The sequence below is a fragment of the Microbacterium sp. AC035 genome, from assembly GCF_979258485.1.
In genome coordinates this window covers 3,729,440-3,754,383 of record NZ_OZ409858.1, presented here as the reverse complement: position 1 = coordinate 3,754,383, position 24,944 = coordinate 3,729,440, and the positions used below count along the sequence as shown (strand labels likewise).

19 protein-coding genes and 3 tRNA genes are annotated in these 24,944 nt (G+C 65.9%); 6 read left to right on the top strand and 16 right to left on the bottom strand.

Going from position 1 to position 24,944, the window contains the following annotated elements; all coding sequences use genetic code 11:
• Window positions 1-148 precede the first annotated feature (148 nt).
• A complete protein-coding gene (locus ACZ0AA_RS17995; RefSeq protein WP_463513769.1) occupies window positions 149-901 on the top strand; it encodes a hypothetical protein in 753 nt (250 codons plus the stop codon).
• 69 nt (window positions 902-970) lie between these two features.
• Here ACZ0AA_RS17995 and ACZ0AA_RS17990 read toward each other — a convergent pair whose 3' ends face one another.
• The 10 genes from ACZ0AA_RS17990 to ACZ0AA_RS17945 all read right to left on the bottom strand — a co-directional run bounded on the left by ACZ0AA_RS17990 (window position 971) and on the right by ACZ0AA_RS17945 (window position 10,955).
• The gene (locus ACZ0AA_RS17990) at window positions 971-1,693 is read right to left on the bottom strand and encodes a hypothetical protein (RefSeq protein ID WP_463513768.1); all 723 of its coding nucleotides are present in this window, start codon (window positions 1,691-1,693) and stop codon (window positions 971-973) included.
• A gap of 684 nt (window positions 1,694-2,377) precedes the next feature.
• Window positions 2,378-2,451: transfer RNA gene (locus tag ACZ0AA_RS17985), tRNA-Met, on the bottom strand.
• 34 nt (window positions 2,452-2,485) lie between these two features.
• Window positions 2,486-2,557: transfer RNA gene (locus tag ACZ0AA_RS17980), tRNA-Thr, on the bottom strand.
• A 67-nt stretch (window positions 2,558-2,624) separates the two neighbouring features.
• A complete protein-coding gene (locus tag ACZ0AA_RS17975) occupies window positions 2,625-3,899 on the bottom strand; it encodes a M23 family metallopeptidase (RefSeq protein WP_463513767.1) in 1,275 nt (424 codons plus the stop codon).
• Window positions 3,900-4,021: 122 nt separating this feature from the next.
• A complete protein-coding gene (locus ACZ0AA_RS17970) occupies window positions 4,022-4,816 on the bottom strand; it encodes an inositol monophosphatase family protein (protein WP_463513766.1) in 795 nt (264 codons plus the stop codon).
• On the bottom strand, window positions 4,813-5,778 hold the full coding sequence (locus ACZ0AA_RS17965; RefSeq protein WP_463513765.1) for a hypothetical protein: 966 nt from the start codon (window positions 5,776-5,778) through the stop codon (window positions 4,813-4,815). The genes ACZ0AA_RS17970 and ACZ0AA_RS17965 overlap by 4 nt, the downstream gene beginning before the upstream one ends.
• A gap of 112 nt (window positions 5,779-5,890) precedes the next feature.
• Window positions 5,891-6,685 (bottom strand): enoyl-CoA hydratase/isomerase family protein, encoded by a 795-nt coding sequence (locus ACZ0AA_RS17960; protein WP_400861939.1) that lies wholly within the window; start codon window positions 6,683-6,685, stop codon window positions 5,891-5,893.
• Window positions 6,686-6,731: 46 nt separating this feature from the next.
• A complete protein-coding gene (locus tag ACZ0AA_RS17955; RefSeq protein ID WP_400861941.1) occupies window positions 6,732-7,223 on the bottom strand; it encodes an FBP domain-containing protein in 492 nt (163 codons plus the stop codon).
• A 256-nt stretch (window positions 7,224-7,479) separates the two neighbouring features.
• Window positions 7,480-10,071 carry a LuxR C-terminal-related transcriptional regulator gene (locus ACZ0AA_RS17950; protein ID WP_463513764.1) on the bottom strand — a complete coding sequence of 864 codons (2,592 nt, stop codon included), beginning with the start codon at window positions 10,069-10,071 and terminating at the stop codon, window positions 7,480-7,482.
• Window positions 10,072-10,247: 176 nt separating this feature from the next.
• Window positions 10,248-10,955 (bottom strand): FadR/GntR family transcriptional regulator, encoded by a 708-nt coding sequence (locus ACZ0AA_RS17945; RefSeq protein WP_463513763.1) that lies wholly within the window; start codon window positions 10,953-10,955, stop codon window positions 10,248-10,250.
• Between the two features lie 137 nt (window positions 10,956-11,092).
• On the opposite strand from ACZ0AA_RS17945, the gene ACZ0AA_RS17940 reads away from it, so the two are divergent.
• The 4 genes from ACZ0AA_RS17940 to ACZ0AA_RS17925 are packed head-to-tail and all read left to right on the top strand — an operon-like array spanning window position 11,093 to window position 14,584.
• Window positions 11,093-12,502 carry a GntP family permease gene (locus ACZ0AA_RS17940; protein ID WP_463513762.1) on the top strand — a complete coding sequence of 470 codons (1,410 nt, stop codon included), beginning with the start codon at window positions 11,093-11,095 and terminating at the stop codon, window positions 12,500-12,502.
• Between the two features lie 7 nt (window positions 12,503-12,509).
• The gene (locus ACZ0AA_RS17935; RefSeq protein WP_400861946.1) at window positions 12,510-13,028 is read left to right on the top strand and encodes a gluconokinase; all 519 of its coding nucleotides are present in this window, start codon (window positions 12,510-12,512) and stop codon (window positions 13,026-13,028) included.
• 32 nt (window positions 13,029-13,060) lie between these two features.
• Window positions 13,061-13,549 carry a hypothetical protein gene (locus ACZ0AA_RS17930; protein ID WP_463513761.1) on the top strand — a complete coding sequence of 163 codons (489 nt, stop codon included), beginning with the start codon at window positions 13,061-13,063 and terminating at the stop codon, window positions 13,547-13,549.
• 57 nt (window positions 13,550-13,606) lie between these two features.
• Window positions 13,607-14,584 (top strand): GNAT family N-acetyltransferase, encoded by a 978-nt coding sequence (locus ACZ0AA_RS17925; RefSeq protein WP_463513760.1) that lies wholly within the window; start codon window positions 13,607-13,609, stop codon window positions 14,582-14,584.
• A 28-nt stretch (window positions 14,585-14,612) separates the two neighbouring features.
• Here the strand turns inward: ACZ0AA_RS17925 and ACZ0AA_RS17920 are convergent, their stop codons facing one another.
• The 4 genes from ACZ0AA_RS17920 to ACZ0AA_RS17905 all read right to left on the bottom strand — a co-directional run bounded on the left by ACZ0AA_RS17920 (window position 14,613) and on the right by ACZ0AA_RS17905 (window position 16,721).
• A complete protein-coding gene (locus tag ACZ0AA_RS17920; RefSeq protein WP_463513759.1) occupies window positions 14,613-15,086 on the bottom strand; it encodes a heme-binding protein in 474 nt (157 codons plus the stop codon).
• 54 nt (window positions 15,087-15,140) lie between these two features.
• On the bottom strand, window positions 15,141-15,524 hold the full coding sequence (locus ACZ0AA_RS17915; RefSeq protein ID WP_463513758.1) for a hypothetical protein: 384 nt from the start codon (window positions 15,522-15,524) through the stop codon (window positions 15,141-15,143).
• A 96-nt stretch (window positions 15,525-15,620) separates the two neighbouring features.
• Window positions 15,621-15,705 (bottom strand) — tRNA-Tyr (locus ACZ0AA_RS17910).
• An 86-nt stretch (window positions 15,706-15,791) separates the two neighbouring features.
• On the bottom strand, window positions 15,792-16,721 hold the full coding sequence (locus ACZ0AA_RS17905) for a carbohydrate kinase family protein (protein ID WP_463513757.1): 930 nt from the start codon (window positions 16,719-16,721) through the stop codon (window positions 15,792-15,794).
• Between the two features lie 85 nt (window positions 16,722-16,806).
• On the opposite strand from ACZ0AA_RS17905, the gene ACZ0AA_RS17900 reads away from it, so the two are divergent.
• Window positions 16,807-17,394, top strand: a complete 588-nt coding sequence (locus tag ACZ0AA_RS17900; RefSeq protein ID WP_400861954.1) for a hypothetical protein — start codon at window positions 16,807-16,809, stop codon at window positions 17,392-17,394.
• Between the two features lie 69 nt (window positions 17,395-17,463).
• Here the strand turns inward: ACZ0AA_RS17900 and rpoC are convergent, their stop codons facing one another.
• Complete coding sequence (gene rpoC / locus ACZ0AA_RS17895; protein WP_400861955.1) at window positions 17,464-21,339, bottom strand: DNA-directed RNA polymerase subunit beta'; 3,876 nt, start codon at window positions 21,337-21,339, stop codon at window positions 17,464-17,466.
• An 85-nt stretch (window positions 21,340-21,424) separates the two neighbouring features.
• The gene (gene rpoB / locus ACZ0AA_RS17890) at window positions 21,425-24,928 is read right to left on the bottom strand and encodes a DNA-directed RNA polymerase subunit beta (protein ID WP_400861956.1); all 3,504 of its coding nucleotides are present in this window, start codon (window positions 24,926-24,928) and stop codon (window positions 21,425-21,427) included.
• Window positions 24,929-24,944 lie beyond the last annotated feature (16 nt).

Here is a 24,944-nt window from a genome sequence, read left to right as displayed (position 1 = left end):
CTTGTGGCGCTCCGTACCCCTCGGACTGACTTAAGTGTGCGCTCGCGCTCACTCCCACCGTCGACGATCGCTTCCCACGACGTCTCCTTCGTCACCCTGTCCTGGTGGAGATCCCGTTGAAACGACGCTCTGATGACATGATCGGAGCATGCCGCAGCTCTTGGCGCCGAAAGCTCTTCGCGCGCTCCATTTTGTCCATACCTTGACCAGCCAAGGTGTCGAGCCGACAAAGTCTGATGTGACGGCTTTCGTCGAAGCGCGAACCAATCTTCCCGACTACGACCCGAATACTCTCGGTCTGTACCCATTGACTGTGGATTATCTGCTGGACGCCCGGTTGTTGGTCTCCTCCAATCGGCGGCTGATGCTCAGTCCTGCTGGGGACGCGATCCTACGAGCAGCGACGGGCGATCCATCCTCGACAGGAAACACTCAACCGATCGAGGTCGTCGGCCGGATGACCGACCCATTTGTGTACGCAGAACTCCTTACTCGGATCGACGACGTTCCAAGCTCCCTGGTCGTCGATCCGTATCTGCACCCTTCAGACCTCACTGCTCTTCTTCGATTGGGCAACGTCAGACGTATCTTGACGCGGGATTCAAGGATCAACGGTTTGACTCAGAGCGATCGCAATCAGAAGCTCAGGATCGCCCTGGGCGCTCGGCCTGATGTAGAACTTCGCTTCGCATCCGTGCAACCGCGAGAGCTGCACGATCGACTGATCCTTCCCGTCGATGCCGGCGAGGGGCTGATTCTAGGTACATCACTCGGCGGCACGCAGCTAACCGTGATTACGCGCATCGGGAATGACCCGACCGCCGTTCTCCTTGAGCATTACAACGCGGTGTGGGAGACCAGTACGCCCGTAGAACCAATTGCGCGCCCGAGTGAAGACTGATCCCGACTCTTGGTCAGACCCGCCGCTGCCGCGTCATATGAGACAGCTGATCTGCATGTGGTTTCGAGTTCAGTCTTGCCAACTTGGAGCTTCGCCGAGGGCTTCCTTGATGACGAGGTAGCGCTTTCGTTTCCGGAGCTCGAAGTCGTCATCGCCCCAATAGACAGTCTTCGTGCGGAGAAGCCCGAACGCTTCGAGCTCTTTCGTTGCACGAGTCCAAGTATCGTCAGATAGTCCGTACTGCTTCTTGCGATGACCACCCATGAGCTCGCCCTCGGGATGTTCGGATCCGCCGTTGAGCTCAATGAGTGCCATCAGCACCGCAATGGCTCGTCCGCTCAGCCGCAGAATCCAGTTGTTCTCCCACAGATCGAAGGGCACTCCCACCCATCTGGCACCGTTGCCCTCCCACTGAACCCCTGAGCCGTCGGGATGCAGGATAAGTAGTCCCGGCCTTCCATCGGGAAGGGGAGCCCGTGTGATGAGCTTGTTGGTCACTAACCACTTCTTGGCGTCGTTCGCTCTGCGGGCTCCGGTTTCGCGGCCAAAGTTCAGCAGCCGAGCCAGCGATTGTGTCGGTCGGTCAGGCATCGTATGCGGAGCCTGAGTCGCTTGCATCACCAGAGTCATGTGTAGCTTCAGACGCAGTTCGTGAGATTGCAGCAGCCGTGCGGCCATGGGGGTGGCGTCGCCTCGCTTCACGTACGCGATCGGGAAGTTGACGCTGCTCTTCCGCTGCGACTTCTTGGTCGCACGCCCCATCGCTTCGATCGCCTCTGAGGGGATGTCCACAGGCTGCTCCAGGAAGATCGTCGACGTTTTCAGCGGAGAGACATGCACTCCGGGGGTACGGGCATCCCTGGGGTACTGTCTTTCTCTTAACATACCGCTCAGCTCGCGATCTTTATCCGCTCAGAACGCATTTTTGCCTCGTTGTTCCGTCTTTCGTAGACGCCAGAATCGTCTTGTCAAGCCGCTGAGCCCGTGCCCGCGCGATGTTGCAGTTGATTATGACAAGGGTGAGAGTGGATTCAACGCAGATGCCCCCTCGTCCGCCAAGACCAGAGGGGGCATCCCGAAGAGAGAGGAGAACCCGATGAACGCAGGCTTCCGCATCACTATCAGAATGACTGTATCCGGAATCACCATCACAATCGAGCCTTTGTAGGGTGCCGGAGGGGCGGGATGACCTCGCCCCTCCGGCGATAACCTCCTGGGCGGCTTCCAGTCCCAGCCTGTCGCCCATGAGGCGCCACATCGCGCATCCGCCCTATGACTGTCGGCTACCCGCCGCGAATGCTAGACGAGCCCCCATCATCGCATCAGTGCGACCGCCCTCCACCATCCCGTGGCGATGCGTCGGGTGCGTGCTCGGTGATGTCAACCGGCACAAAACCGGCACACCCCTCCCGCGCACTGCTCCAACCATCGACCCGGATATGACAAAACCCCCGATTTCCCGGGGGTCTTGATCTGTAGCAGGAGCGGGGCTTGAACCCGCGACCTCACGATTATGAGTCGTGCGCTCTGACCAGCTGAGCTACCCTGCCACACCGCATCCGCATCGCAGATACGAACGCTGTGAGCCCCGAGTCAGGATTGAACTGACGACCCCTTCCTTACCATGGAAGTGCTCTGCCACTGAGCTATCGGGGCGTGCTGCCCCTCGCGGGGCAACCACACGAGAATACCATCACTGTGGCGTCCTCATGAAATCGAGGTGTCAATACGAGGTGCGACCCGCGTTCTCGCGCAACCAGGGCAGCGGGTCGATCGTCCCGCCGTTGATGATGATCTCGAAGTGCAGGTGCGCGCCGTAGGAACGGCCGGTGTTTCCGGTGTGCCCGACGATGTCGCCGACCTTCACGGTCTGCCCGGCCTTGACCTGCAGCGACCCGTACTGCATGTGCGAGTAGTGGCTGGTGACGATCTGTCCGTCGATCACGTGATCGATGTAGACGGTCACACCGTAGGCGCCACCCTGCTCTGTGGCGGTGCGCACGACGCCGTCGGCGATCGCCTGGATGGGCGCGCCTTCGCCGGGGACGAAGTCGATGCCCTCGTGCAGACGGCCCCAGCGCATGCCGTATCCCGAGCTCATGCCCACGCCGACCTTGAAGGGCCACTGGATGGCGGCTTCGGCGTCGTTGGTGAAGACCTCGTTGGAGTAGTTGATGCCCTCTTCGGACGCCACCTGGATCAGGGAGACGGTCGAGAAGCTGTCGGATCGCGCGAGCGACTCGTTCTGCACATCGGAGGAGGTGACGAACGCCTGGATCTCATCGTCGGCGGTGTCCGCCGACTTGGCGCCCGATGCGGCGACGAGAGACGTGGCCGCGAGCGAGGGCGATCCCTGCACTGCGGCGACTGCCTCAGCGGGAAGAGTCATTCCGACCGCGAGGAGTCCGGCGAGGCTCATCACGCCGACGGTCGCTCCGACCGTCAGGAACTTGCGCGCCGACGGGCGGCGGCGGGCGACATGCTCGACAGGCGTCTCTTCAGCGGCAGCGGCCTCAGGCTCGGCTGTCGGCTCGGACGCGCTCTCCGAGGCGACGCGACGAAACGCGCGGGCCGCGGTCTCGAAGGCGTCGTCGGTGCTCGAACGATCGCGGCCGGCGTCGTCGCGCTCGGAGCGCACCGGCTCGGACTCGTCCTGGTCGACCGATGCGGGCGCGGCCTCAGACTCGGCGACGACCGGCTCGACGACGATCTCGGGAGCCTCAGTCAGCTCGACCGCGACGACGTCTGCGGAGTCGGATGCTGCTGACGCGGCGGCGACGGCGGTCGCTGCGATGAACACCTCTGCGGTGTTCAGTCGCTGGCGGGCCGCGCGGCGCGAAGTCGGGGTCTCGAACGCGACGGACGCGGATTCGGAGACGGGTGCAGCTTCGGAGACGGCTTCCGTCACTCCTGCCGCGGAGGCCTCGAAGGCCGCAGTGCGGGGACGGCTGGAACGGCGCGTGGGCGCAGAGGCAGCCTGTGAATTCTCGAAGGGCAAGTCAGATTCTCTCGGGTTTAACGTCAAGCTCGGGGGCGCTTACGACCTTCACCGATTCGGGCCGATGAAAGTAACGATCGGATAAACCCTAGCCTGATCCACCTGTGAATGCCATGAATCGTTCACGTTTCATCTCGAAGAATATCGAGCACTCGACGGTGGACCTCGGTTCCGCCCGCGATGAGCATCGGTCTCGCCGAGTCGAGGTCGATCAGGGAGACGCCGCCTCCGGCTTCGGTGACGAGCAGAGCACCTGCCGCATGATCCCAGGGTTTCAGGCCGCGTTCGAAGTAGCCGTCCAGGCGTCCGGCGGCCACGAAGGCGAGATCCAGCGCGGCCGAACCTGCCCGCCGGAGATCCCGGGCGATCGGCATGATCCTGCGCACGGTGGCGAGGTCGCCGTCGTGCGTCGCCGGGTCGTAACCGAATCCGGTGGCCAGCAGTGCTCCGGCCGGCGTCTCGTCCGTGACCGAGAGCTTCACCTCACCCAGAAACGCGCCGTGTCCCCGAGCCGCGGTGAACAGCTCTTCGGATGCCGGGGCGTACACGGCCGCGGCGAGCGCCTCCCACTCCCCCGCCACTGCGCTGCCACGCACCGCCGCGATGCTCACCGCGTAGGAGGGGATGCCGTACGCGTAGTTCACCGTGCCGTCGATCGGGTCGACGACCCAGGTGATTCCGCTCTCGCCCCGCTCGGCCTCCGACTCCTCGCCGAGGAAGCCGTCACCGGGTCGAGCGACGCGCAGCCGTTCCCGGATGAGTGCTTCGACCTCACGGTCTGCATCGGTCACGATGTCTGCGAGCGTGGACTTCGTCGCGGCGAGGTGCACGCCCTCGGCCCGACGCGTGCGTGCCAGGTCACCGGCTTCGCGTGCGATTCGAGAGGCGAGGTCGACGAGCTCGAGTTCGAGGCTCACTGCGGCGGGAAGGGCGGGGCCGGCGGGTAGGCAGCGGGAGCCTCTGGCGCCTGCGGCACCGGAGGCGCAGGCTGCACCTGCGAGTACGGCTCGGGGGCAGCCGGGAAGGTTGCGACCGGGAACGGCTGCGGAGCCGGAGCGACGGGCAGCGCGTGCTGCGGGGCCTGAGGCTGCTGAGTCGACGGGTGCCCCGTGTAATAGGCGTTCCAGTCCGGCGATCCGTCAGGCAGCACCGGCAGTGGAGTGAGACCGTCGGCGTAGGTCGGCCAGGCGGGAGCGGAGGCGACGCCGTGAGCGACGGCAGCACGAGCGTCCGCAGGCTTACGGGGCGCGAACAGCGCGTTCAGCAGGGGGATCAATGTGGTTCCCACCGCCGCGAGGATCGTGAGCGCGACGACGATGCGCCAATAGAGCTCGCCGTACTCGAAGGTGTGCGGGAAGGTGAGGAAGAAGATCAGCATTCCCACGAGTCCGCCGAGGAACACGACCGTCGCGATGTAGATGATGCGGGTGAACGTCGTCACGTGGCGCTGCGCGGCCGGAGTGAACAGCCGCACATGCAGCAGTGCAAGCTGCAGGATTCCCACGACCAGGAGCAGCTCGAAGAAGCGCTCTGCACCAGTGAAGAACTGATCGTCCTCGGGAAGCCAGATCTTGACGGCTCCGACGAGCAGAGCGACGATCCAGCTGACCATGCTCGACAGCGCGAGCCAATCGGGACGGTTCGGTGCGAGCCCCGCTTCGAGGATCGCGATTCCTGCGAACGCGGCGAGCAGGAGGATGGTGAGGAAGGCTCGGCCGATCAGCCCGTCCTGATCACCGACCAGCACCCACACGACGCAGACGAGCGCGGCGGCGATGAGCGCACCGATGGCGATCCAGATCGCTCCCCTGATCAGCAGGGACATGTTCTTCTTCTCGACCAGCGCAGGGGGCTCCTGGGCGATCTCCGGCTGCGTCATCGCGTTCCTCTCGTTGGGCGGCGTTGCGTTCATCCTTGCATGCACCGACGCGGGGGCAGGAGCGACAGCGCGATCCGTGGACACATCCGTCGAATCGGATCCGGCCCGATGATCAGCGCTTGCGCGCGGACGAGGCTGCGAACGCGGCGATCCGGGCCTGAGCGTCCGGCGTCGCCATGGCGGCTCCGATCGATCGAGCCTCCTCGCTCAGCTGCTCCGCGAACGTTCGCTCGGGCTGCGACCGCACGAGTCGCTTCGCATGCCCGTAGGCCTCTGCCGCCCCGGCCAACCAGAAGCGCGCGACCTCCTCGGCGCGGGATCTCACCAGGTCGGCTTCGTCCGCCGAGTCCGCGCCTTCGACGCTCTCGGCGACGAGGCCCCATTCCACCGCTTCCGCTGCGGACAGCATGCGGTCCTGCAGCACCAGTTGCAGCGCCCGACGTTGCCCGACCGCCCTGGCGAGCTGGGCCGAGACCGAGAGGTCGGGGGTCAGCCCGATGTTCGCGTACAGGCTGCCGAGACGAGACCGTGCGCCGACGACGGCGTAGTCGCTGCTGAGCAGGATGCCGAGCCCACCGCCCGCCGTCGTCCCGTGCGCTGCGGCGACGACGGGCACAGCGGACTCCGTCAGCGAGCGGATGCCGGTGTTGATGACCTCCGCGAGCGCGGTGATGTCGTCGGCCGACCCCATCGTCGTCGCCATGTCGATCACGTCGCCGCCCGCGCAGAACGCAGGACCGGCCGCGTCGACCAGGATCGCCTTGACGTCTGACCGCGACGTGGCCTCCGCCGTCGCATCCCGCCAGGCGTGCGCGAGGTCGGCGTTGAAGGCATTGAGTCTCGCCGGGCGGTTCAGCGTGAGCCTGGCCAGTCCCTCATCGACAGCGAACAGGATGGCGTCGTTCATGGCTTCTCCTTCGAGCACAGGACGTATGCCACCAGGCTAACCGCGATCAGGCGGGCTGCCTCACTCGTCCCACGAAGGCCTCCATACGTCGCCTGGTCCCGTCGAGACGGAAGTCCACCTGCCCCGGTGCCCTGACCTCGTTCGGGGCGAGCGGGTGCGCGAGCCTCACGTTCTCGTGGCACGACAGATCCGCGCAGATGTAGGTGCCCACCGAGTCGCCTCGCTCCCCGGCCTCGCCCGCACGTCGCGCCGAGAAGAGCGCCACCTGGTTTCCCGGCTGCATCGTGTGGCAGATGTTGCACATTCCCGAGCGCCCACGGCCGGGGTCTGAGACTCGGAGGACGACTCCGGAGATCTCCCCGTCATGCTGGGTCAGGACATATCCGCGACGCCCCGCACTCGGATCGCGCCATGCGAAGAAGTCGAGGTAGTCCCAGTCGACCAGCACGAGGTCGAGCGGCATCTCCATCACCCTCAGCTCGTCCGCATCCGCGTTGACGAAGGACGCACGGATGTCTGCCTCGGTGAGCGCTCGCATTCGACCAGTCTATGAACGCCTCGAGTGATCGGAGCGCGCTGGGGGATTCAGACTCCGCATCGGAGGAACCAGGGTGAATTCCGGGGTGAGATACCGCGTCTGCGAATCGCCCGCGGGGGACGCAGGTCAGCGCGCCCCTATCGTGAACACAGGTCGACGAGAGCACGAACCCCCAGGTTCATCCCTCCCCACGCTCCCGACTCTGAGGCGCACCGCGCAACACCCGAACGCGAGGTGCGCCTCATCGACCGGTCTCTCAGTCGTCGAGCAGGCCGAGCTCGGCGGCGCGTAGAAGCGCCTGTTCGCGGTTCGACGCTCGGAGCTTGCGATATGCGCTCCGGCGTTGGACCTTCACCGTGTTCGGCGAGACGAAGAGTGCCGCGGCGAGTGCATCGGTGGACGAGGTCTTTCGGAGCTCGCGCATCACGGCGAGCTCCCGCGCCGTGAGCCTGACCGGGGGCGGCAATGCCGGGAACGGGCAGACGTCCGATGCGCGCGCGAGGTACGAATCGAGGAAGTCCTGCTCGGCCGGCGCACAGACTTCGCGCACCTCACCCAGGACGGCTCGGTCGAACAGCACCAGCGGAGCCTGAGAGCGTTCCTCTCGCAGGACCGCGACCGCACGAGACATCGCACGGGCAGACGCCTCGCGTTTGCCCAGCCGGGCAGCAGCAGCCGCCGACGTCACGGCGGCCAGACAGAACGGACCGAGATCCGTGCCTGCTTCGGACTGTGCGGTCTCGGCGGCCGCGAAGGAGAGCGCGTCGTCTCTGGCGAGCAGAGCGGTGAAAGCCTCTATGGCGCTTCGAGACGGATCGTCCGCGGGCAGCGCGGCCACGTTCCGGCGAGCCGCTGCTTGATCGCCGAGCGCCAGGGATGTCATCGCCTGAGTGACCGTCAGCCTCGATGATCCATAGCCGGAGACCGCCGAGTTGACTCCCCTCCCCAGCGCATGGGTGATGGCGAAGGATGCCTCTGCCTTGCGCCCTACGCGCAGGTCGATCTCGCTCCGGATGCAGACGAGGTACGGCCAGAGCTCGGTGGTGCCCAGGTGATGCGCGATCGAGTCCGTCCGGCGCCGAGCCTCGTCGAGGTCGAGCGCCGCGACCGCGATCACCGCATGAGCGATCTGCTCGAGTATCCCGAACTGCTCGACACGCCAGACCGGCGGCGGGTCGGCGTCGTCGATCGCGTCGAGGACCCGTCTGGCGTCGGAGAGTCGTCCTCGCAGAGCATAGACACCGGCGAGCGTCGCAGCGCAGTGATACCAGCCGCCGTCATCATCGGGCATCCGCAATCCGACGCCGTCTTCGAGGATCATCACCGTATGCGCGACCTGTATGGTCATGCCGAGTTCGAGAACCTCGATGGCATCCGAGATCCGCCCGAGCTGCAGGTAGCTCAGCCCGCAGTTGCTCAGCAGCAGCGCTGCGAACCCCGCGCACTGCGCGCGTTGTTCGGCATCCATCGCGTCGAAGACCTTCATGACGAGGTCCGCCGTGTCCCCCGATCGCCGGAACTGTCCGGCGAAGCGCTCCGCCAGTGTCTTCGCGCTGAGCATCCAGAATCGCTCGACGGGATCGTCGTCGAGCCCGCGCCGGCGCAGCGACAGGGCGGCGCTCTGGAAATAGGCGAAGGCGCGCAGTCGATGCCCGAGCCGCAGCAGCACCAGCGCGAGCAGCATGCCGAGCAGCGGATGACGCGCGAGCACGAGGGGGCTCTCTCGTCTCAGCAACGAGTCGACGTCCTGCGGGCTCGTGCGAGTGAGGATGAACCAGGACTTGCGCCCCAGGCGTGACGCGAGAACATAGTCCTTCGCTCGCATCGCATTCGTCAGCGCTTCGAGATGGCGACCGTGCTCGGCGGCCCAGAGCGCGACGGTTCGGCGGATCGGCGCCACGGTCTCGGCAGGCCGCTGATCGAGCCTGCGGATGAGCGCTTCCCGAAGCAGCGGCGTGTAGACGAAGACGAAACCCTCATCACCCGACTCCCACATGCCCAGGCCGTACAGCTCGGCACGATCGAGGTGCTCACGTCCGCCGTCGGGCCATCCGAGGCGCTGGGCGATCTCGGTCGTCACACCACCAGGCACCGACGTTCTGAGAAGAAACTCCTCGAAATCCGCAGGAACGTCTGCACCGATCAGGCTGGCCATCAGAGCGTCGCCCAGTCCCTGCACGTCGACGGCAGCGATCTCGACGGGGACGCGGTGCGTTGCGAGCGTCAGCCCCAGCGCTCGAGCGGCGAGCGGCAGCGTGCTCTCCTCGCCGAGCGCGCCAGGGGCGATCGTCTGGCCGGACACACGTTGCACCACGTCGCGAGCCTCGTCGCACGTGAAGAGGAGATGTGCGGGGCCGACGATGCAGACATCCGCGGAGGCGAGCATCTGCAGCGTCCGGGCGACGGTCGACCGACGCGTCGCCACGACGATCCGCAGCATCGGTGCGATTTCGAGCAGGTCGAGACTCACCGTCAGAAGCGCTCTCTCGTCGACCCTCTCCGCGTTGTCCATCAGGATCATGCATGGTCGAATGAGATCGGCGAGAAGGCGTCCGAGCTCGCCCGCCGGATCCCGGACACTGTCGAACCCGCGAAGCGCCGAGCGTGCGGCGCTCCGATCGGCGATCAGGTCCTGGACGACGAGTTGCATCAGGATCTCGCGAAGCAGGAGGTGCTCATTCGTGATGCTCTCGTCGAACCCGAGCCTGACCGAAGCGGCCTCTCGCGAGTGCTGCGCCGCCGCCCACTGGCTGAGCAGAACCGATTTCCCGCCGCCCGCGGGGCCGCTGACGACAGTGAGGGCATGACCGCGATCGAGGATCTCCGTCAGCCTCGGGCGCTCGATCATGTGCAGGGGAAGACGCGCTCGGTCTTGCGCACGTCCACCTGGCCCCTGCCCCATCGGTCGCCTCCCCCGAGAGCGCGCGACTCTCCGCGATCCGATCGTAGATCCGCGACCGAGCCCGGAATACTGCGCGAGCAGACGTATACCGAGATATCGGTCGGGAGCTGCGGCGAGCAGGCCTATTCGGCGGCGCGCTGCATGGCCTCATCGGCTTCCGAGACGATGTTGCGCATGGCAGCGGACGCCGCGTCCGCGTCGCCGCTCGCCACCGCGAACGCGACATCCCGGTGCCACTGCACAGCGTTCTGGTTCGCCACGTGCGGCATGAGCGAGTGGGCGGTGCGTCCGCGGAGGACCGCCTCCACCGTGCCTCCGAGGGCGGAAAGCATCCCGTTGCCGGATGCCTCGAGGAGGAGGCGGTGGAACCGGATGTCGGCCGTGAGATACCGCTCGCGATCCGCCTCATGGTCTTCCTCGCCCATCGCGACGACGAGTGACACGAGATCGACCTTCTGCTCCGAGGTGGCCATGCCTGCAGCGAGGCGCGCAGCGAGAGGTTCGATCACTGAACGCAGCTGGCTGAGCTCGCGGAGCTGCTCGTCACGCCCCGGACCCGCGAGCCGCCATGCGATCACCTCCGGCGCGTAGACATTCCAGTCGGCGCGCGGCCGCACCTCGACGCCGGACTTGCGCCGCACCCAGACCAGGCCGTAGGACTCCAGGACCCGCACCGCTTCGCGTGCTGCAGAACGGGACACGCCCCTCTGCTGAGCCACCTCGACGGTCAGCATCCGTGAGCCCGGCGGATGTTCGCCATCGACGATCGCGCGACCGAGCTCGGCGACGAGCGAGTCGTGAACGGGGCTTGCAGGGCCGGCGACGGTCATATGTCGAGTATGCCCGTCGCGAATCGGTGACGTGGGACATCTCACATCAATGTTTCGTTTATGTTGCGCATGACATGGTATGCGTGCTTATTATGTACGGCATAAGGTCGTAAACCACGCCCGGATCAAGGAAGCTCATGGCACTCTTCACCCCCGCCGCCGACGCGCTCATGACGGCAGTCGCCGACACCGCAGCCCCTGACCGCCCCGCCGGTCAGCTGATCACCGCCGCAGTGCTGGGGATCGCGATCATCATCGTCCTCATCACCTGGGTGAAGCTGCATCCCTTCCTGTCACTCACCATCGGCGCGCTCGCCACCGGCGCGATCGCCGGCATGGACATCGCCTCGTCGGTCACCAGCTTCTCGACGGGCTTCGGCACCACCATGGGTGGGGTCGGCATCCTGATCGCGCTCGGCGCGATCTACGGCAAGCTCCTCGCGGATTCCGGCGGCGCCGACCGCATCGTCGACACACTCGTCAGCCGGGCCAGCGCACGTTCGCTGCCCTGGGTCATGGGACTCATCGGCGCCGTCATCGGCCTCCCCATGTTCTTCGAGGTCGGCCTCGTGCTCCTCGTACCGGTCATCATCCTCGTCGCGCGGCGCTCCGGCGCCCCGCTCATGCGCATCGCGATCCCCACGCTCGCCGGCCTCTCCGCCATGCACGGCCTCGTCCCGCCGCACCCCGGCCCTCTCGCGGCGATCGACGCACTCGGCGCCAACCTCGGCCTCACCCTCGCCTTCGGTGTGATCGTGGCGATTCCCGCCGTGATCATCTCGGGCCCCCTCTTCGCACGCTTCGCCGAGCGCTGGGTCGATGTGCCGGTGCCCGAGCTGTTCGTCACCGAGGAGGACGAGGGTGTCGAGCAGCGTCGTCGCCCCTCATTCGGCGCCACCCTCTTCAGCATCCTGCTGCCGGTCTTCCTCATGCTCGCGAAGGCCGTCGCCGACATCTCGGCCGCGGGGTCGGACGCACCGTGGAAGCTCGCACTCGACTTCCTCGGCACCCCGGTCATCGCCTTGCTCATCGCCGTGCTCGCCGGCTTCTTCATCCTCGGACGCGGCGCCGGCTTCGACCGCAGCAAGATCAACGACATCGTGGGATCGTCGCTCGGCCCGATCGCCGGCATCCTGCTGATCGTCGGCGCGGGCGGCGGTTTCAAGCAGGTGCTGGTCGATACCGGCATCGGCAACGTGATCGCTGAGTTCGTCTCCGGATCCTCGGTCTCGGTGCTGATCCTCGCCTGGCTGGTGGCCGTGGTCATCCGCATCGCCACCGGATCGGCGACCGTCGCGACGATCACCGCCGCCGGCATCCTGCAGCCGCTCACCGAGACCCTCGACTCCCCCATGGTCGCGCTGCTCGTGCTCGCGATCGGATCTGGATCGGTCTTCCTGTCGCACGTCAACGACGCGGGCTTCTGGCTCATCAAGGAGTACTTCGGCCTCAGCATCCCGCAGACCCTGAAGTCGTGGACGGTGCTCGAGTGCCTCATCTCGGTCACCGGTCTCGCCGGGGTCCTCGTCCTGAGCATCTTCGTCTGAGCGCGCCATGATGTCCGTAAACGCACCTGTCCTGGTCTTCATGGGCGTCGCCAGCACCGGCAAGTCCACTGTCGCGGCCATGCTCGCCGGCCGCCTCGGCTGGGCCTTCGAAGAGGGCGACGATCTGCACCCCGAGGCGAACGTCGCCAAGATGGCCGCCGGCCATGCGCTCAACGACGACGACCGCTGGCCCTGGCTCGACCGCATCGCCGAGTGGATCGACGCACGCATCGAGGCCGGCGAACCCGGCATCGTGACGTGCTCGGCGCTGCGCCGCAGCTATCGTGACGTGCTTCGCCGCGACGCCGTCACCTTCGTGCATTTCGCCGGTGAGCGCGAGCTGATCCTCGACAGGATGCTGCGCCGCCAGGGCCATTTCATGCCCGCGACGCTGCTCGACTCGCAGTTCGCCACGCTGGAACCGCTCGAGGACGACGAGAGGGCGATCGAGATCGACATCGCGCTCACCCCCGCCGAGCAGGCTGCGCAGATCGCCTCCCGGCTGCGCCTGCACCCCGACTACTGAGACGATTCCTCGGCTCGCGACACTCAAGAGTCATGAGGAACTCGATACGGCACCCGTCGCCAGCAGCACTCGTGGCGCTGATGCTCAGTGCCGGGCTCGCGGGATGCTCGCCGCAGGCCGCCGCCCCCGACACCCCGCACGATCCGACGAGTGATGCGAGAAGCACGGGTATCGGAGCGAGCGCTCCCCCAGCTGCCTCACGAGCGTGCGAGGGGCTGGCGCTGATGCTGACGATCGATTCCGCATCGCCACGGTCGGGCCAGACCGTCTCCGTATCCGTCGATCCTGCCGAGTGCCGCATCGACGAGCAGTGGGCGGGAGAACTGATCGTCCGCACTGCCGTTGGCGACACGAGCACCGGCTCACGCCTCGAGATCGGAGCGACCAGCGTCTCGGTCGATCTGCCACCCGATCTCACGGGACCGGCGCTGCTGATGCTCGCGCCCGATCAGGACTGCGAGCAAGCCGGTGCCACCGGCGACTGCCACTATCCGTTCGCGGAGATCGAGATCCGCCGCTGACCGCAGGAAGCCACTGATCGCACTGCCGCACCCTCGTGTGTTCGTATGGTTGAGGACATGGAGATTCGATCGCTGGACGTCTCAGATGACCGCGCTATGCGCAGCGCCTACTTCGTCGAGACCGCCGCGAACGAGCACGCGCGACCGGGCTGGCGAGGTGCGGGCGCAGACGCACGGACTCTCGGGTGGCGTGCTGACGACGGATGGACCACCCGACTTCTCGGAGCATGGGACGACGAGCGACTGGTCGGATTCGGCGCGAGCATGACGCATGACAGCGTGCCCGACACCGCATGGATCTTCGCGTGGGTGCTTCCTGATCTCCAGCATCGTGGAATCGGGAGCGCGTTGGTGCGTGCGGCTGAAGAGCAGAGCCCTCCGGTGATCTCCCGGTTCGTCGCGAGGGCGTACAGGCCGACGCGCGATGCGATCTCGACGCTCGCTCGAGGCTTCCTCGAACCCCTGGGATTCGCGTCTGCCACAACGGAGACGGTCTTCGAACTGGATCTTCGCGCCGTATCGCTGCCCGAGCAGTCGGCTGTGGCGGGTTATACGATCACCAGCCATATCGACGGTGTGCCCGAAGGCCTCCGCGAGGAGGTCGGCCGGATCAAGGGTCTGGTCGATGCAGAGGCACCGAACGGAGAGCTGGCCTGGCTCGAATCACCGGTCTCCGCGGCCGAATACCTCGAGGAGATCGACCTGTGGAACGCGCAGGGATCGACCGCTGTGGAGACGATCGCAGTGGATGCCAGCGGCGACGTGGCGGCATGGACCTGCCTCGTCACCTCTGAGACGCAGGGCGGACACGCTCGGATCGAAGGAACGCTCGTCCTGAGAGACCACAGGGGACATGGGCTGGGTGCCGCCGTGAAACTCGCGAACCTTCAGACTGCTCGCGCGCTGGACGGAGTCGGTCGCGTGAGGACCAGCACCGACGATCAGAACACCTGGATGCGCTCGATCAACAGCATGCTCGGCTTCGTGCCTGTCGAGTTCGAAGCGATCTTCCAGAGATCCGTGAACCCGGGATGAGTCACTGTCACCGCCTGCGAGTCATACGTCACCCGACGAGCAGTCCCAGCGCCGTGATCCCCTCGACGACGAGGTCGTGATCGTCGGCTGAGGGAAGCCCCGACACCGTCGCGACCGCGACGACGCCCACGCCGTCGACTCGGACAGGCACCGACCCGCCGGCTACCGCATACGTGACGGGGTCGAGCCATCCCGGCTCGTGCATGTCGCGCTCACCGCCGGCGACCCGTTCTTCGAGCAGCGCGGTGCTGGTCTCGAACCGCAGGGCGGTCGCGGCCTTCTTCTGCACCCAGACGTCGTTGTCGGCCGTCGCTCCCGGCAGCGATGCGTGGAACAGGACGCCCGAAGCCGTGCGCACATCGACCGCGACCGGAGCCCCCTGAGCCAGTGCCCGCTCTGCGATGGAGCGCCCGAGCCGCCACGCGTCCGCGCGGTCGAACCGACGCAGGACCAGTTCGACGTGCTCCCTCTCCAACTGTGCGAGCCTCGTCTGGTCGGTCATCAGCAGTGCCTCTCTCGTAGATGGTTCGCCTGAGACTGTAGCCGCCGCACTGCGCTACTCCCGAAGCGCGCGCCGCGCCCTGAGCACTCCGAGTCCGATCAGCAGCACCGCCGTCAGGATGATGCTCAGGATCGCGCTGTTCGCGGCGAACAGCCACCAGTTGTACGAAGTGTCGATCGGATCGTGCCACGCCCGCTGATACTCGAACGTGATCGTGGCGGGATACGCGACCGGTTCGTAGCGCGAGAGGTCCTGAGTCACCCATCCGAACGGCCATCCGAACACCGCGTCGCGAAGCTCTTCATGCCCCGCGACCCTGACGCTGCCGTTCACGAGGAAGAACACCGCCGCGGCCGCCCCGAGGGGCAGCAGGCAGAGGACGTACTGCAGGGCACTGGTGCCCCACCTGCGCAGCGCGCTCAGTTCCTCTTGGTCCACAGCACTCCCCCCGGATGATCGATCTCCGCATCCATACTGCCCGCTCCACCGGAGACGACGAAGCCCCGGGCGCCTGAGGCGTTCCGGGGCTTTCGGTGGTGGCGAGTGAGGGATTCGAACCCCCGAATGCTGAGCAGTCTGATTTACAGTCAGATCCCTTTGGCCGCTTGGGTAACTCGCCAGAGCGCACCCGTCCAACTTCGACAGCCAACCGGGGGCACGATAGATAATCATACCTGCCAAGGGCAGGCGTGAGAAATCGAGCGCTCAGCTCCCGAAGACGCCCTGGTCAGGGTCGGCCAGGGACTCCGGAGTCCGCAGCAGCCCGCCGTCGGCGCGGCACGTCGCAGCGGCCACGTCCATCGCTCGATCGAGCAGCTGCTGCCACCCGTCGACGTCAGACGGTGTGCCATGTGCGAGTCCTGCGGCCACGGCGGCGAGGGTCGCATCTCCGGCCCCAACGGTGTCGACGACGCGGCCGGGCAGCGTCGAGATCGGCGCCGTGACGATTCCGGCATCCGACTCGAGAGCCGCACCATCGGCGCCCGCTGTCGCGAGAACGGCACTGACCCCGAGTGCGCGCAGCCGCGCCCTGAGAGCGTCGAGATCCCCGTCGTACAGGAGCGACGCATCATCTGCGCCGACCTTCACGATCGATGCCCCGGCGGCCGCACGCTCGAAGCCCCGCACGAACTCTGCGCGGTCAGTCAGCATCCCCGAACGCGGATTCGGGTCGACAGCGAGACGAGCATCGCCGACGGCCTCGAGGAACGCATCGACCTCGGCGGGGACGTCGAAGGGAAAGCAGCTGACGGCCACGAGACTCGAATCGGCGATCGCTCGACCCGCCTCATCGGAGTACCGGATGCTGCGCCTCTGCGCGGCCTCGTTGAAGACATACACGGGCTCGCCGTCGGCCCCGCGCTGGACGATCGCACGAGATGAGCCGAGCGGCGCCTCACTCGAGATCAGCCGCACATCGTGATCCGCGAGGTACTCGCGGATGTGCGCGCCCGCTTCGTCCTCTCCGACCATCGCGATCAGGGTCGTCGGAACGCCCAGCCGGCGAAGACCGACGGCGACGTTCAGCGCCGCGCCGCCCACCAGCTCTCGCACACCGCCGTCGTCGTGGATCTCGTCGATCAGCGCGTCTCCGACGACGACTGCACCGGGCACACGGGAGGAATCATCACTCATTCTGCCGACACTACCGCGAGAGCGGCTTCGGCGACGGTTCGGTCAGCCTCCCGGCGTGGGCAGGGCGCAGCGCTACGGTGAGCGCATGAACGCTCGATTCGCCGCCGGAGCTGCGGCTCTTCTGCTCGTCGCAGTGCTCACCGGCTGCGGTCCGGCCGGCTCGGGATCCGGAGGTTCGAGCGAATCCCCGAAGCCGTCGAGTTCGTCGCCCGACGAGTCGGCCAACCCGACGACCTCGCCGACACCGACGACCACGCCGATCGCGTTGCCGACGGACTGCCGCGCCATCCTCTCGGAGGACGTGCTGGCGCAGCTCGACGGCATCCCTCTCAACGATGCGGCCTTCGGACCCTCCGGAGTGGGCGACGACGGCGCGCTGACGTGCATCTGGGCGGACCCGAAGGCCGACACCACCCGTCTCGTCACGACGATCTCTCTGATGAACCGCGGTCCGGCCCTCGACATGCTGAACGCTCTCGTCGCCGATGAGGGCTTCACCTGCTTCACTCCGGACGGCGGCACCCGCTGCGAGAAGACCTGGCCGAACACCCAGTACCCGGTCACCGACGGGCGCACCCTGTTCTGGCGTGACGACGTGCTGATCGACTCCGAATACTCCAACTTGGCCCCCGAGGGCTACACCTCGAGCATCGTGGCCCACCTCTTCGAGTGACCCGCTCGCATCCGGGCACGAAGAAGGCCCCGGGCGAAACGCCCGGGGCCTTCTCACTCACTCAGTACGTCAGTTGTACGTACCCGGCGTGATGTCGTCCGTCGAGAACGCGTCGAAGTCGACGTAGCCGAAGTCGCCGTCAGCGTACGCGCCGTCGGATGCGAAGATCCGGTTCGGGTAGCGCTCGCTCTTGGCTTCTTCCGTCGCCTCGACCGTGACGTCGCGGTACTTCGAGAGACCGGTTCCGGCGGGGATGAGCTTACCGATGATGACGTTCTCCTTGAGACCGACCAGCGGGTCGCGCTTGCCCTGCATCGCAGCCTCGGTGAGCACGCGGGTCGTCTCCTGGAAGGAGGCGGCCGACAGCCACGACTCCGTCGCGAGCGACGCCTTCGTGATACCCATCAGCTCCGAACGGCCGGACGCCGGGCGCTTGCCCTCTGCCACAGCCTCGCGGTTGATCGCCTGGTAGCGCTTGAGGTCGACCATCTCACCCGGAAGCAGGGTCGTGTCGGCGTGATCGACGACGGTGACCTTGCGGAGCATCTGACGGACGATGACCTCGATGTGCTTGTCGTGGATCGGCACACCCTGCGAGCGGTACACGCCCTGGACGCCACCGACGAGGTAACGCTGCACCTCGCGGGCACCCATGACACGCATGACCTCCTTGGGGTCGAGCGTGCCGACCAGGAGCGGCTGACCGACGCTGACGTGCTGACCGTCCTCGACCAGAAGCGTCGCACGCTTCAGGACCGGGTAGATCACTTCCTCGTCACCGTTGTCGGGCGTCAGGATGAGCCTCTTGGCCTTGTCCGTCTCGTCGATCGTGATGCGACCGTCGGCCTCTGCGATAGGCGACGCAGCCTTGGGGGTACGCGCCTCGAAGAGCTCCTGCACGCGGGGCAGACCCTGCGTGATGTCATCGGCCGAAGCCGAACCACCGGTGTGGAAGGTACGCATCGTCAGCTGGGTACCGGGCTCACCGATCGACTGGGCCGCGATGATGCCGACGGCCTCTCCGATGTCGACGGTCTTACCCGTCGCGAGCGAACGGCCGTAGCACTGTGCGCAGACACCGACAGCGGAGTCGCAGGTCAGGACGGAGCGCACCTTGATGCTCTCGACCCCGAGTCCGACCAGCTTGTCGATCAGCACGTCACCCACGTCGTCACCGGCAGAAGCGAGGACCTCGCCCTTGCTGTCGACCACGTCGGAGGCCAGCGTACGAGCGAACACCGAGTTCTCGACGTTCGCGTCGCGCACCAGCTCGCCCTGCGAGTTCGGAGCGGCGATCGGGAGCTCGAGGCCCTTCGACGTGCCGCAGTCCTCTTCGCGGATGATGACGTCCTGCGAGACATCCACCAGACGACGGGTCAGGTAACCCGAGTCGGCGGTACGCAGAGCGGTGTCGGCCAGACCCTTACGGGTACCGTGCGTCGCGATGAAGTACTCCGCCACCGACAGTCCCTCGCGGTACGAGGAGATGATCGGACGCGGGATGATCTCACCCTTGGGGTTGTTGACGAGACCACGCATACCGGCGATGTTCCGGATCTGCAGCCAGTTACCACGAGCACCCGACGACACCATGCGGTTGATGGTGTTGTCTTCGGGGAAGTTCGCCCGCATCGCGGCCTGAACCTCGTCCGTGGCCTCGGTCCAGATCTTGATGAGCTCCTGGCGACGCTCGGTGTCGGTCGTCAGGCCCTTCTCGTACTGGGACTGGACCTTCGCGGCCTGCTTCTCGTAGCCGGCGACGATCTCCGCCTTGTTCGGCGGCGTCAGGATGTCGCTCAGAGCGACGGTCACACCGGAGCGAGTTGCCCAGTAGAAACCGGCGTCCTTGATGCGGTCCAGCGACGCAGCCGTCTCGACCTTGGGGTACTCCTCGGCCAGCTTGTTGACGATCTGCGACAGCTTGTTCTTGTCAGCCTGCTCGCGGACGAACGGGTATCCCTTGGGAAGCGTGTCGTTGAAGATCGCCTGTCCGAGCGATGCGTCGACGAGACCGTGACGCTCGTAGCCCTCGGGAGCTTCGCCCTCGAGGAACGTCAGACCCGGGATGCGGATGCGGACCTTGGCCTGCAGATCGAGGGTGCCCTCGTCCTTCGCCAGGATCGCCTCGCCCACCGAACCGAAGGCACGGCCCTCACCGGCTGCGCCGACCTTGACCGTGGTCAGGTGGTGCAGACCGATGATCATGTCCTGCGAAGGCAGGGTGACCGGGCGGCCGTCGGACGGCTTCAGGATGTTGTTCGACGCGAGCATCAGCACGCGGGCCTCGGCCTGAGCCTCGACCGACAGCGGCAGGTGGACAGCCATCTGGTCACCGTCGAAGTCGGCGTTGAACGCCGCGCAGACGAGCGGGTGCAGCTGGATGGCCTTGCCCTCGACGAGCTGAGGCTCGAACGCCTGGATGCCCAGACGGTGCAGGGTGGGTGCACGGTTGAGCAGCACCGGACGCTCGCGGATGATCTCCTCGAGCACGTCCCAGACCTCGGGACGGGTGCGCTCGACGGCACGCTTGGCCGCCTTGATGTTCTGCGAGTGACCGAGGTCGATCAGGCGCTTGATCACGAACGGCTTGAAGAGCTCCAGAGCCATCTGCTTGGGCAGACCGCACTGGTGCAGCTTCAGCTGCGGACCGACGATGATGACCGAACGGCCCGAGTAGTCGACGCGCTTGCCGAGCAGGTTCTGGCGGAAACGACCCTGCTTGCCCTTCAGCATGTCGCTGAGGGACTTCAGGGCGCGGTTGCCGGTACCGGTGACGGGGCGACCACGACGGCCGTTGTCGAACAGTGCGTCGACGGCCTCCTGCAGCATCCGCTTCTCGTTGTTGACGATGATCTCGGGGGCGCCGAGGTCGATCAGACGACGAAGACGGTTGTTGCGGTTGATCACACGACGGTAGAGGTCGTTGAGGTCGGAGGTCGCGAAGCGGCCACCGTCGAGCTGCACCATCGGGCGCAGCTCCGGCGGGATGACCGGAACGACGTCGAGGACCATGGCGGCCGGGCTCATGCCGGTCTCCAGGAACGAGTTGACGACCTTCAGACGCTTGATCGCACGGATCTTGCGCTGGCCCTTGCCCTCGGAGATCTGCAGGTGCAGGCTCTCCGCCTCAGCGGCCAGGTCGAACGCCGCGAGGCGACGCTGGATCGACTCGGCGCCCATGTAGGCCTCGAAGTACTGACCGAAGCGGTCCTGCAGCTCGTGGAAGACGTCGTCCTCGGGGCGCAGTGCACCGACCTCGAGAGTGCGGAAGTCTTCCCACACGCGCTCGAGCTTGGCGATCGCCTCGTCGGCACCCTTGCGGATGAGCGACATCTCCTTCTCGGCGGCGTCCTTGACCTTCTTCTTCGCGTCGGCCTTGGCACCCTCCGCCTCGAGGGAAGCGAGCTCCTCCTCCAGGCGAGCCAGGCGCTCGGCGATCTTCGCGTCGCGACGGTCTCCGAGCGTCTTCAGCTCGAGACGGATGTTGTTCTCCTGCGTGCCCAGGTCGCGGTGACGAGCATCCTCGTCGACCGAGATGACCATGTAGGCGGCGAAGTAGATGACCTTCTCGAGGTCCTTCGGCGCCATGTCGAGCAGGTAGCCGAGACGCGAGGGAACACCCTTGAAGTACCAGATGTGGGTGACGGGAGCGGCGAGCTCGATGTGACCCATGCGCTCACGACGGACCGAGGACTTGGTGACCTCGACGCCGCAGCGCTCGCAGACGATGCCCTTGAAGCGGACACGCTTGTACTTTCCGCAGGCGCACTCCCAGTCGCGGGACGGGCCGAAGATCTGCTCTCCGAAGAGACCGTCCTTCTCCGGCTTCAGGGTGCGGTAGTTGATGGTTTCAGGCTTCTTGACCTCGCCGTAGGACCAGGCGCGGATGTGGTCCGCGGTGGCCAGGCCGATGCGAAGCTCATCGAAAGTGTTTGACTCGAGCACAAATTCTCCTGTGTAGGAATTCTTCTGAAGAAATCGGGGAGGTGGGCCGCCGACCGGGCATGACGCTCAGTCGGCGGCCTGAACCTTAGATCTCGTCGATCGAGGCGGCCTCGAAGCGGCTGGAGATGTTGATGCCGAGCTCTTCCGCTGCGCGGAAGGCCTCGTCGTCCGTGTCACGCAGGTTGACGAGCGTGCCGTCTGCCGAGAGGACCTCGACGTTCAGGCAGAGCGACTGCATCTCCTTCATGAGCACCTTGAAGGACTCGGGGATGCCGGGCTCCTGGATGTTCTCGCCCTTGACGATCGCCTCGTACACCTTGACGCGGCCGAGGATGTCGTCGGACTTGATCGTGAGGAGCTCCTGGAGCGCGTAAGCGGCACCGTAGGCCTCGAGGGCCCACACCTCCATCTCACCGAATCGCTGGCCACCGAACTGCGCCTTACCACCGAGCGGCTGCTGGGTGATCATCGAGTACGGACCAGTCGAACGCGCGTGGATCTTGTCGTCGACCAGGTGGTGGAGCTTCAGGATGTACATGTAGCCCACCGAGATCGGCGCCGGGAACGGCTCGCCGGAGCGGCCGTCGAACATCTGGGCCTTTCCGGTGGAGTCGATCAGACGGACGCCGTCGCGGGTCGGGATGGTCGCGTCGAGGAGACCTGCGATCTCCTCCTCGCTCGCACCGTCGAACACGGGGGTGGCGACCTTGGTGCCGGGGGCGGCTTCGAAGGCATCCTTCGGGAGCTTGGTAGCCCACTCGGGGTTTCCCTCCACCTTCCAGCCCTGCTTCGCGATCCACCCGAGGTGGGTCTCGAGCACCTGGCCGAAGTTCATTCGACCCGGGATGCCCAGCGGGTTCAGCACGATGTCGACCGGAGTTCCGTCCGCGAGGAACGGCATGTCCTCGATCGGGAGGATCTTCGCGATGACACCCTTGTTGCCGTGACGACCGGCGAGCTTGTCACCCTCGGTGATCTTGCGCTTCTGGGCGATGTAGACCACGACGCGGCGGTTGACGCCCGAGCCGAGCTCGTCGTCGCCGTCTTCCGCGTTGAACTCCTTGACGGCGATGATCGTGCCCTGCTCACCGTGGGGCACCTTCAGGGAGGTGTCACGGACCTCGCGGCTCTTCTCGTTGAAGATCGCGCGGAGCAGACGCTCTTCCGCCGACAGCTCGGTCTCGCCCTTCGGCGTGACCTTGCCTACGAGGATGTCGCCGGGGCGGACCTCTGCGCCGATGCGGATGATGCCGCGCTCGTCGAGATCCTTCAGCAGCTCAGGGCTGACGTTGGGGAGATCACGGGTGATCTCCTCCTTGCCGAGCTTCGTGTCGCGGGCGTCGACCTCGTATTCCTCGATGTGGATCGAGGAGAGGGTGTCGTCCTTCACGAGGTCCTGGCTGAGGATGATCGCGTCCTCGAAGTTGTAGCCTTCCCACGTCATGAACGCGACGAGGAGGTTCTTTCCGAGTGCCAGCTCGCCGTTCTCGGTGGCGGGGCCATCAGCGATGACCTCTCCGACCTCGACGCGGTCGCCCTCGTTGACGACGACCTTCTGGTTGTACGACGTGCCCTGGTTCGAGCGGTCGAACTTGCGCAGGTGGTAGTCCTGCGTGCCGCCCTCGTCGAGCATGACGGTGACGCGGTCTGCAGAGACCTCGGTGACGACACCCGGCTTCTCAGCCGTGAGCACGTCGCCGGCGTCGATGGCGGTGTAGCCCTCCATACCGGTTCCGACGAGCGGCGAGTCGCTGCGCAGCAGCGGCACAGCCTGACGCTGCATGTTGGCACCCATGAGGGCGCGCTGTGCATCGTCGTGCTCGAGGAACGGCACGAGCGAGGTCGCGACCGACACCATCTGGCGCGGCGAGACGTCGATGTATCCGATGTCCTCCGGGAGGAACATGTCGACCTCGCCGCTGCCGCCCTTGGGGCGGGCCAGGACGTGGCTCTCGATGAAGCGACCGTTCTTGTCGAGCGGGGCGTTGGCCTGCGCGATGTTGAAGTCGACCTCTTCCGAAGCCGTCAGGTAGTCGATGTCCTCGGTGACGACGCCGCCCGTGACCTTGCGGTACGGGGTCTCGATGAAGCCGAACGAGTTGATGCGCGCGAAGGTCGCGAGAGCACCGATCAGACCGATGTTCGGGCCTTCAGGAGTCTCGATGGGGCACATGCGGCCGTAGTGCGACGGGTGGACGTCACGGACCTCGACACCTGCACGGTCACGGCTCAGACCACCGGGTCCGAGAGCCGAGAGACGGCGCTTGTTGGTCAGACCCGCGAGCGGGTTGTTCTGATCCATGAACTGCGACAGCTGCGACGTTCCGAAGAACTCCTTGATCGCGGCGACGACGGGGCGCACGTTGATCAGGGTCTGCGGCGTGATCGCCTCGATGTCCTGCGTGGTCATGCGCTCGCGGACGACGCGCTCCATGCGGGAGAGACCGGTGCGGACCTGGTTCTGGATCAGCTCGCCGACCGCGCGGATGCGACGGTTGCCGAAGTTGTCGATGTCATCGGTCGCGATGCGGATGTCGGCCTTCTTGCCCGAGCGGATGCCGGGGAAGGTCTCTTCCGTTCCCGCGTGCAGACGCACGAGGTACTTGATCGTCGCGACGATGTCCTGAACCGTGAGCACCGAGTCGGTCAGCGGTGCATCGAGACCGAGCTTGTGGTTGATCTTGTAACGACCCACCTTCGCCAGGTCGTAGCGCTTCGGGTTGAAGTAGAAGTTGTCGAGCAGCGCACGCGCGGCCTCGGCGGCGACCTGCTCGCCCGGACGCAGCTTGCGGTAGATGTCGCGGAGCGCATCTTCCTTCGTGACGATGGTGTCCTTCGCGAGCGTCTCCTCGATCGAGGTGTAGCCGGCGAACTCCGTGAGGATCTCCTCGCTGGTCATGCCCAGCGCCTTGAGGAAGACGGTGACCGACTGCTTGCGCTTGCGATCGACGCGCACGCCGACCTGGTCGCGCTTGTCGATCTCGAACTCGAGCCATGCGCCACGGCTCGGGATGACGCGCGCCGACACGATGTCCTTGTCGGACGTCTTGTCGGGGGTCTTGTCGAAGTAGACACCGGGCGAACGCACGAGCTGCGAGACGACGACGCGCTCGGAGCCGTTGATGATGAACGTTCCCTTGTCGGTCTGCAGCGGGAAGTCGCCCATGAAGACCGTCTGGGTCTTGATCTCACCGGTGAGGTGGTTCATGAACTCGGCCTCGACGTACAGCGGAGCGGCGTAGGTCTTGCCACGCTCCTTGCACTCCTCGATCGAGTACTTCTCCGGCTCGAGGTACGGGTTCGTGAACGACAGCTGCATCGTCTCGCCGAGGTCCTCGATCGGGGAGATCTCCTCGAAGATCTCGCCGAGGCCGCTGTTCTCGTTCACGTCTGTGCGGCCGGCCTTCTTGGCCTCTGCGACACGAGCCTTCCAGGCGTCGTTGCCGACGAGCCATCCGAAGGATTCGGTCTGCAGAGCGAGAAGGTCAGGGACCGTCAGCGTGTCGGAGATCTTGGCGAACGAAAGACGGGATGCTCCGCGTCCGTTCTTAGTGGTGGTGGTGGTGGATGCGTTGCGAGCAGCAGCCAAGGGAATAACCTCCGTG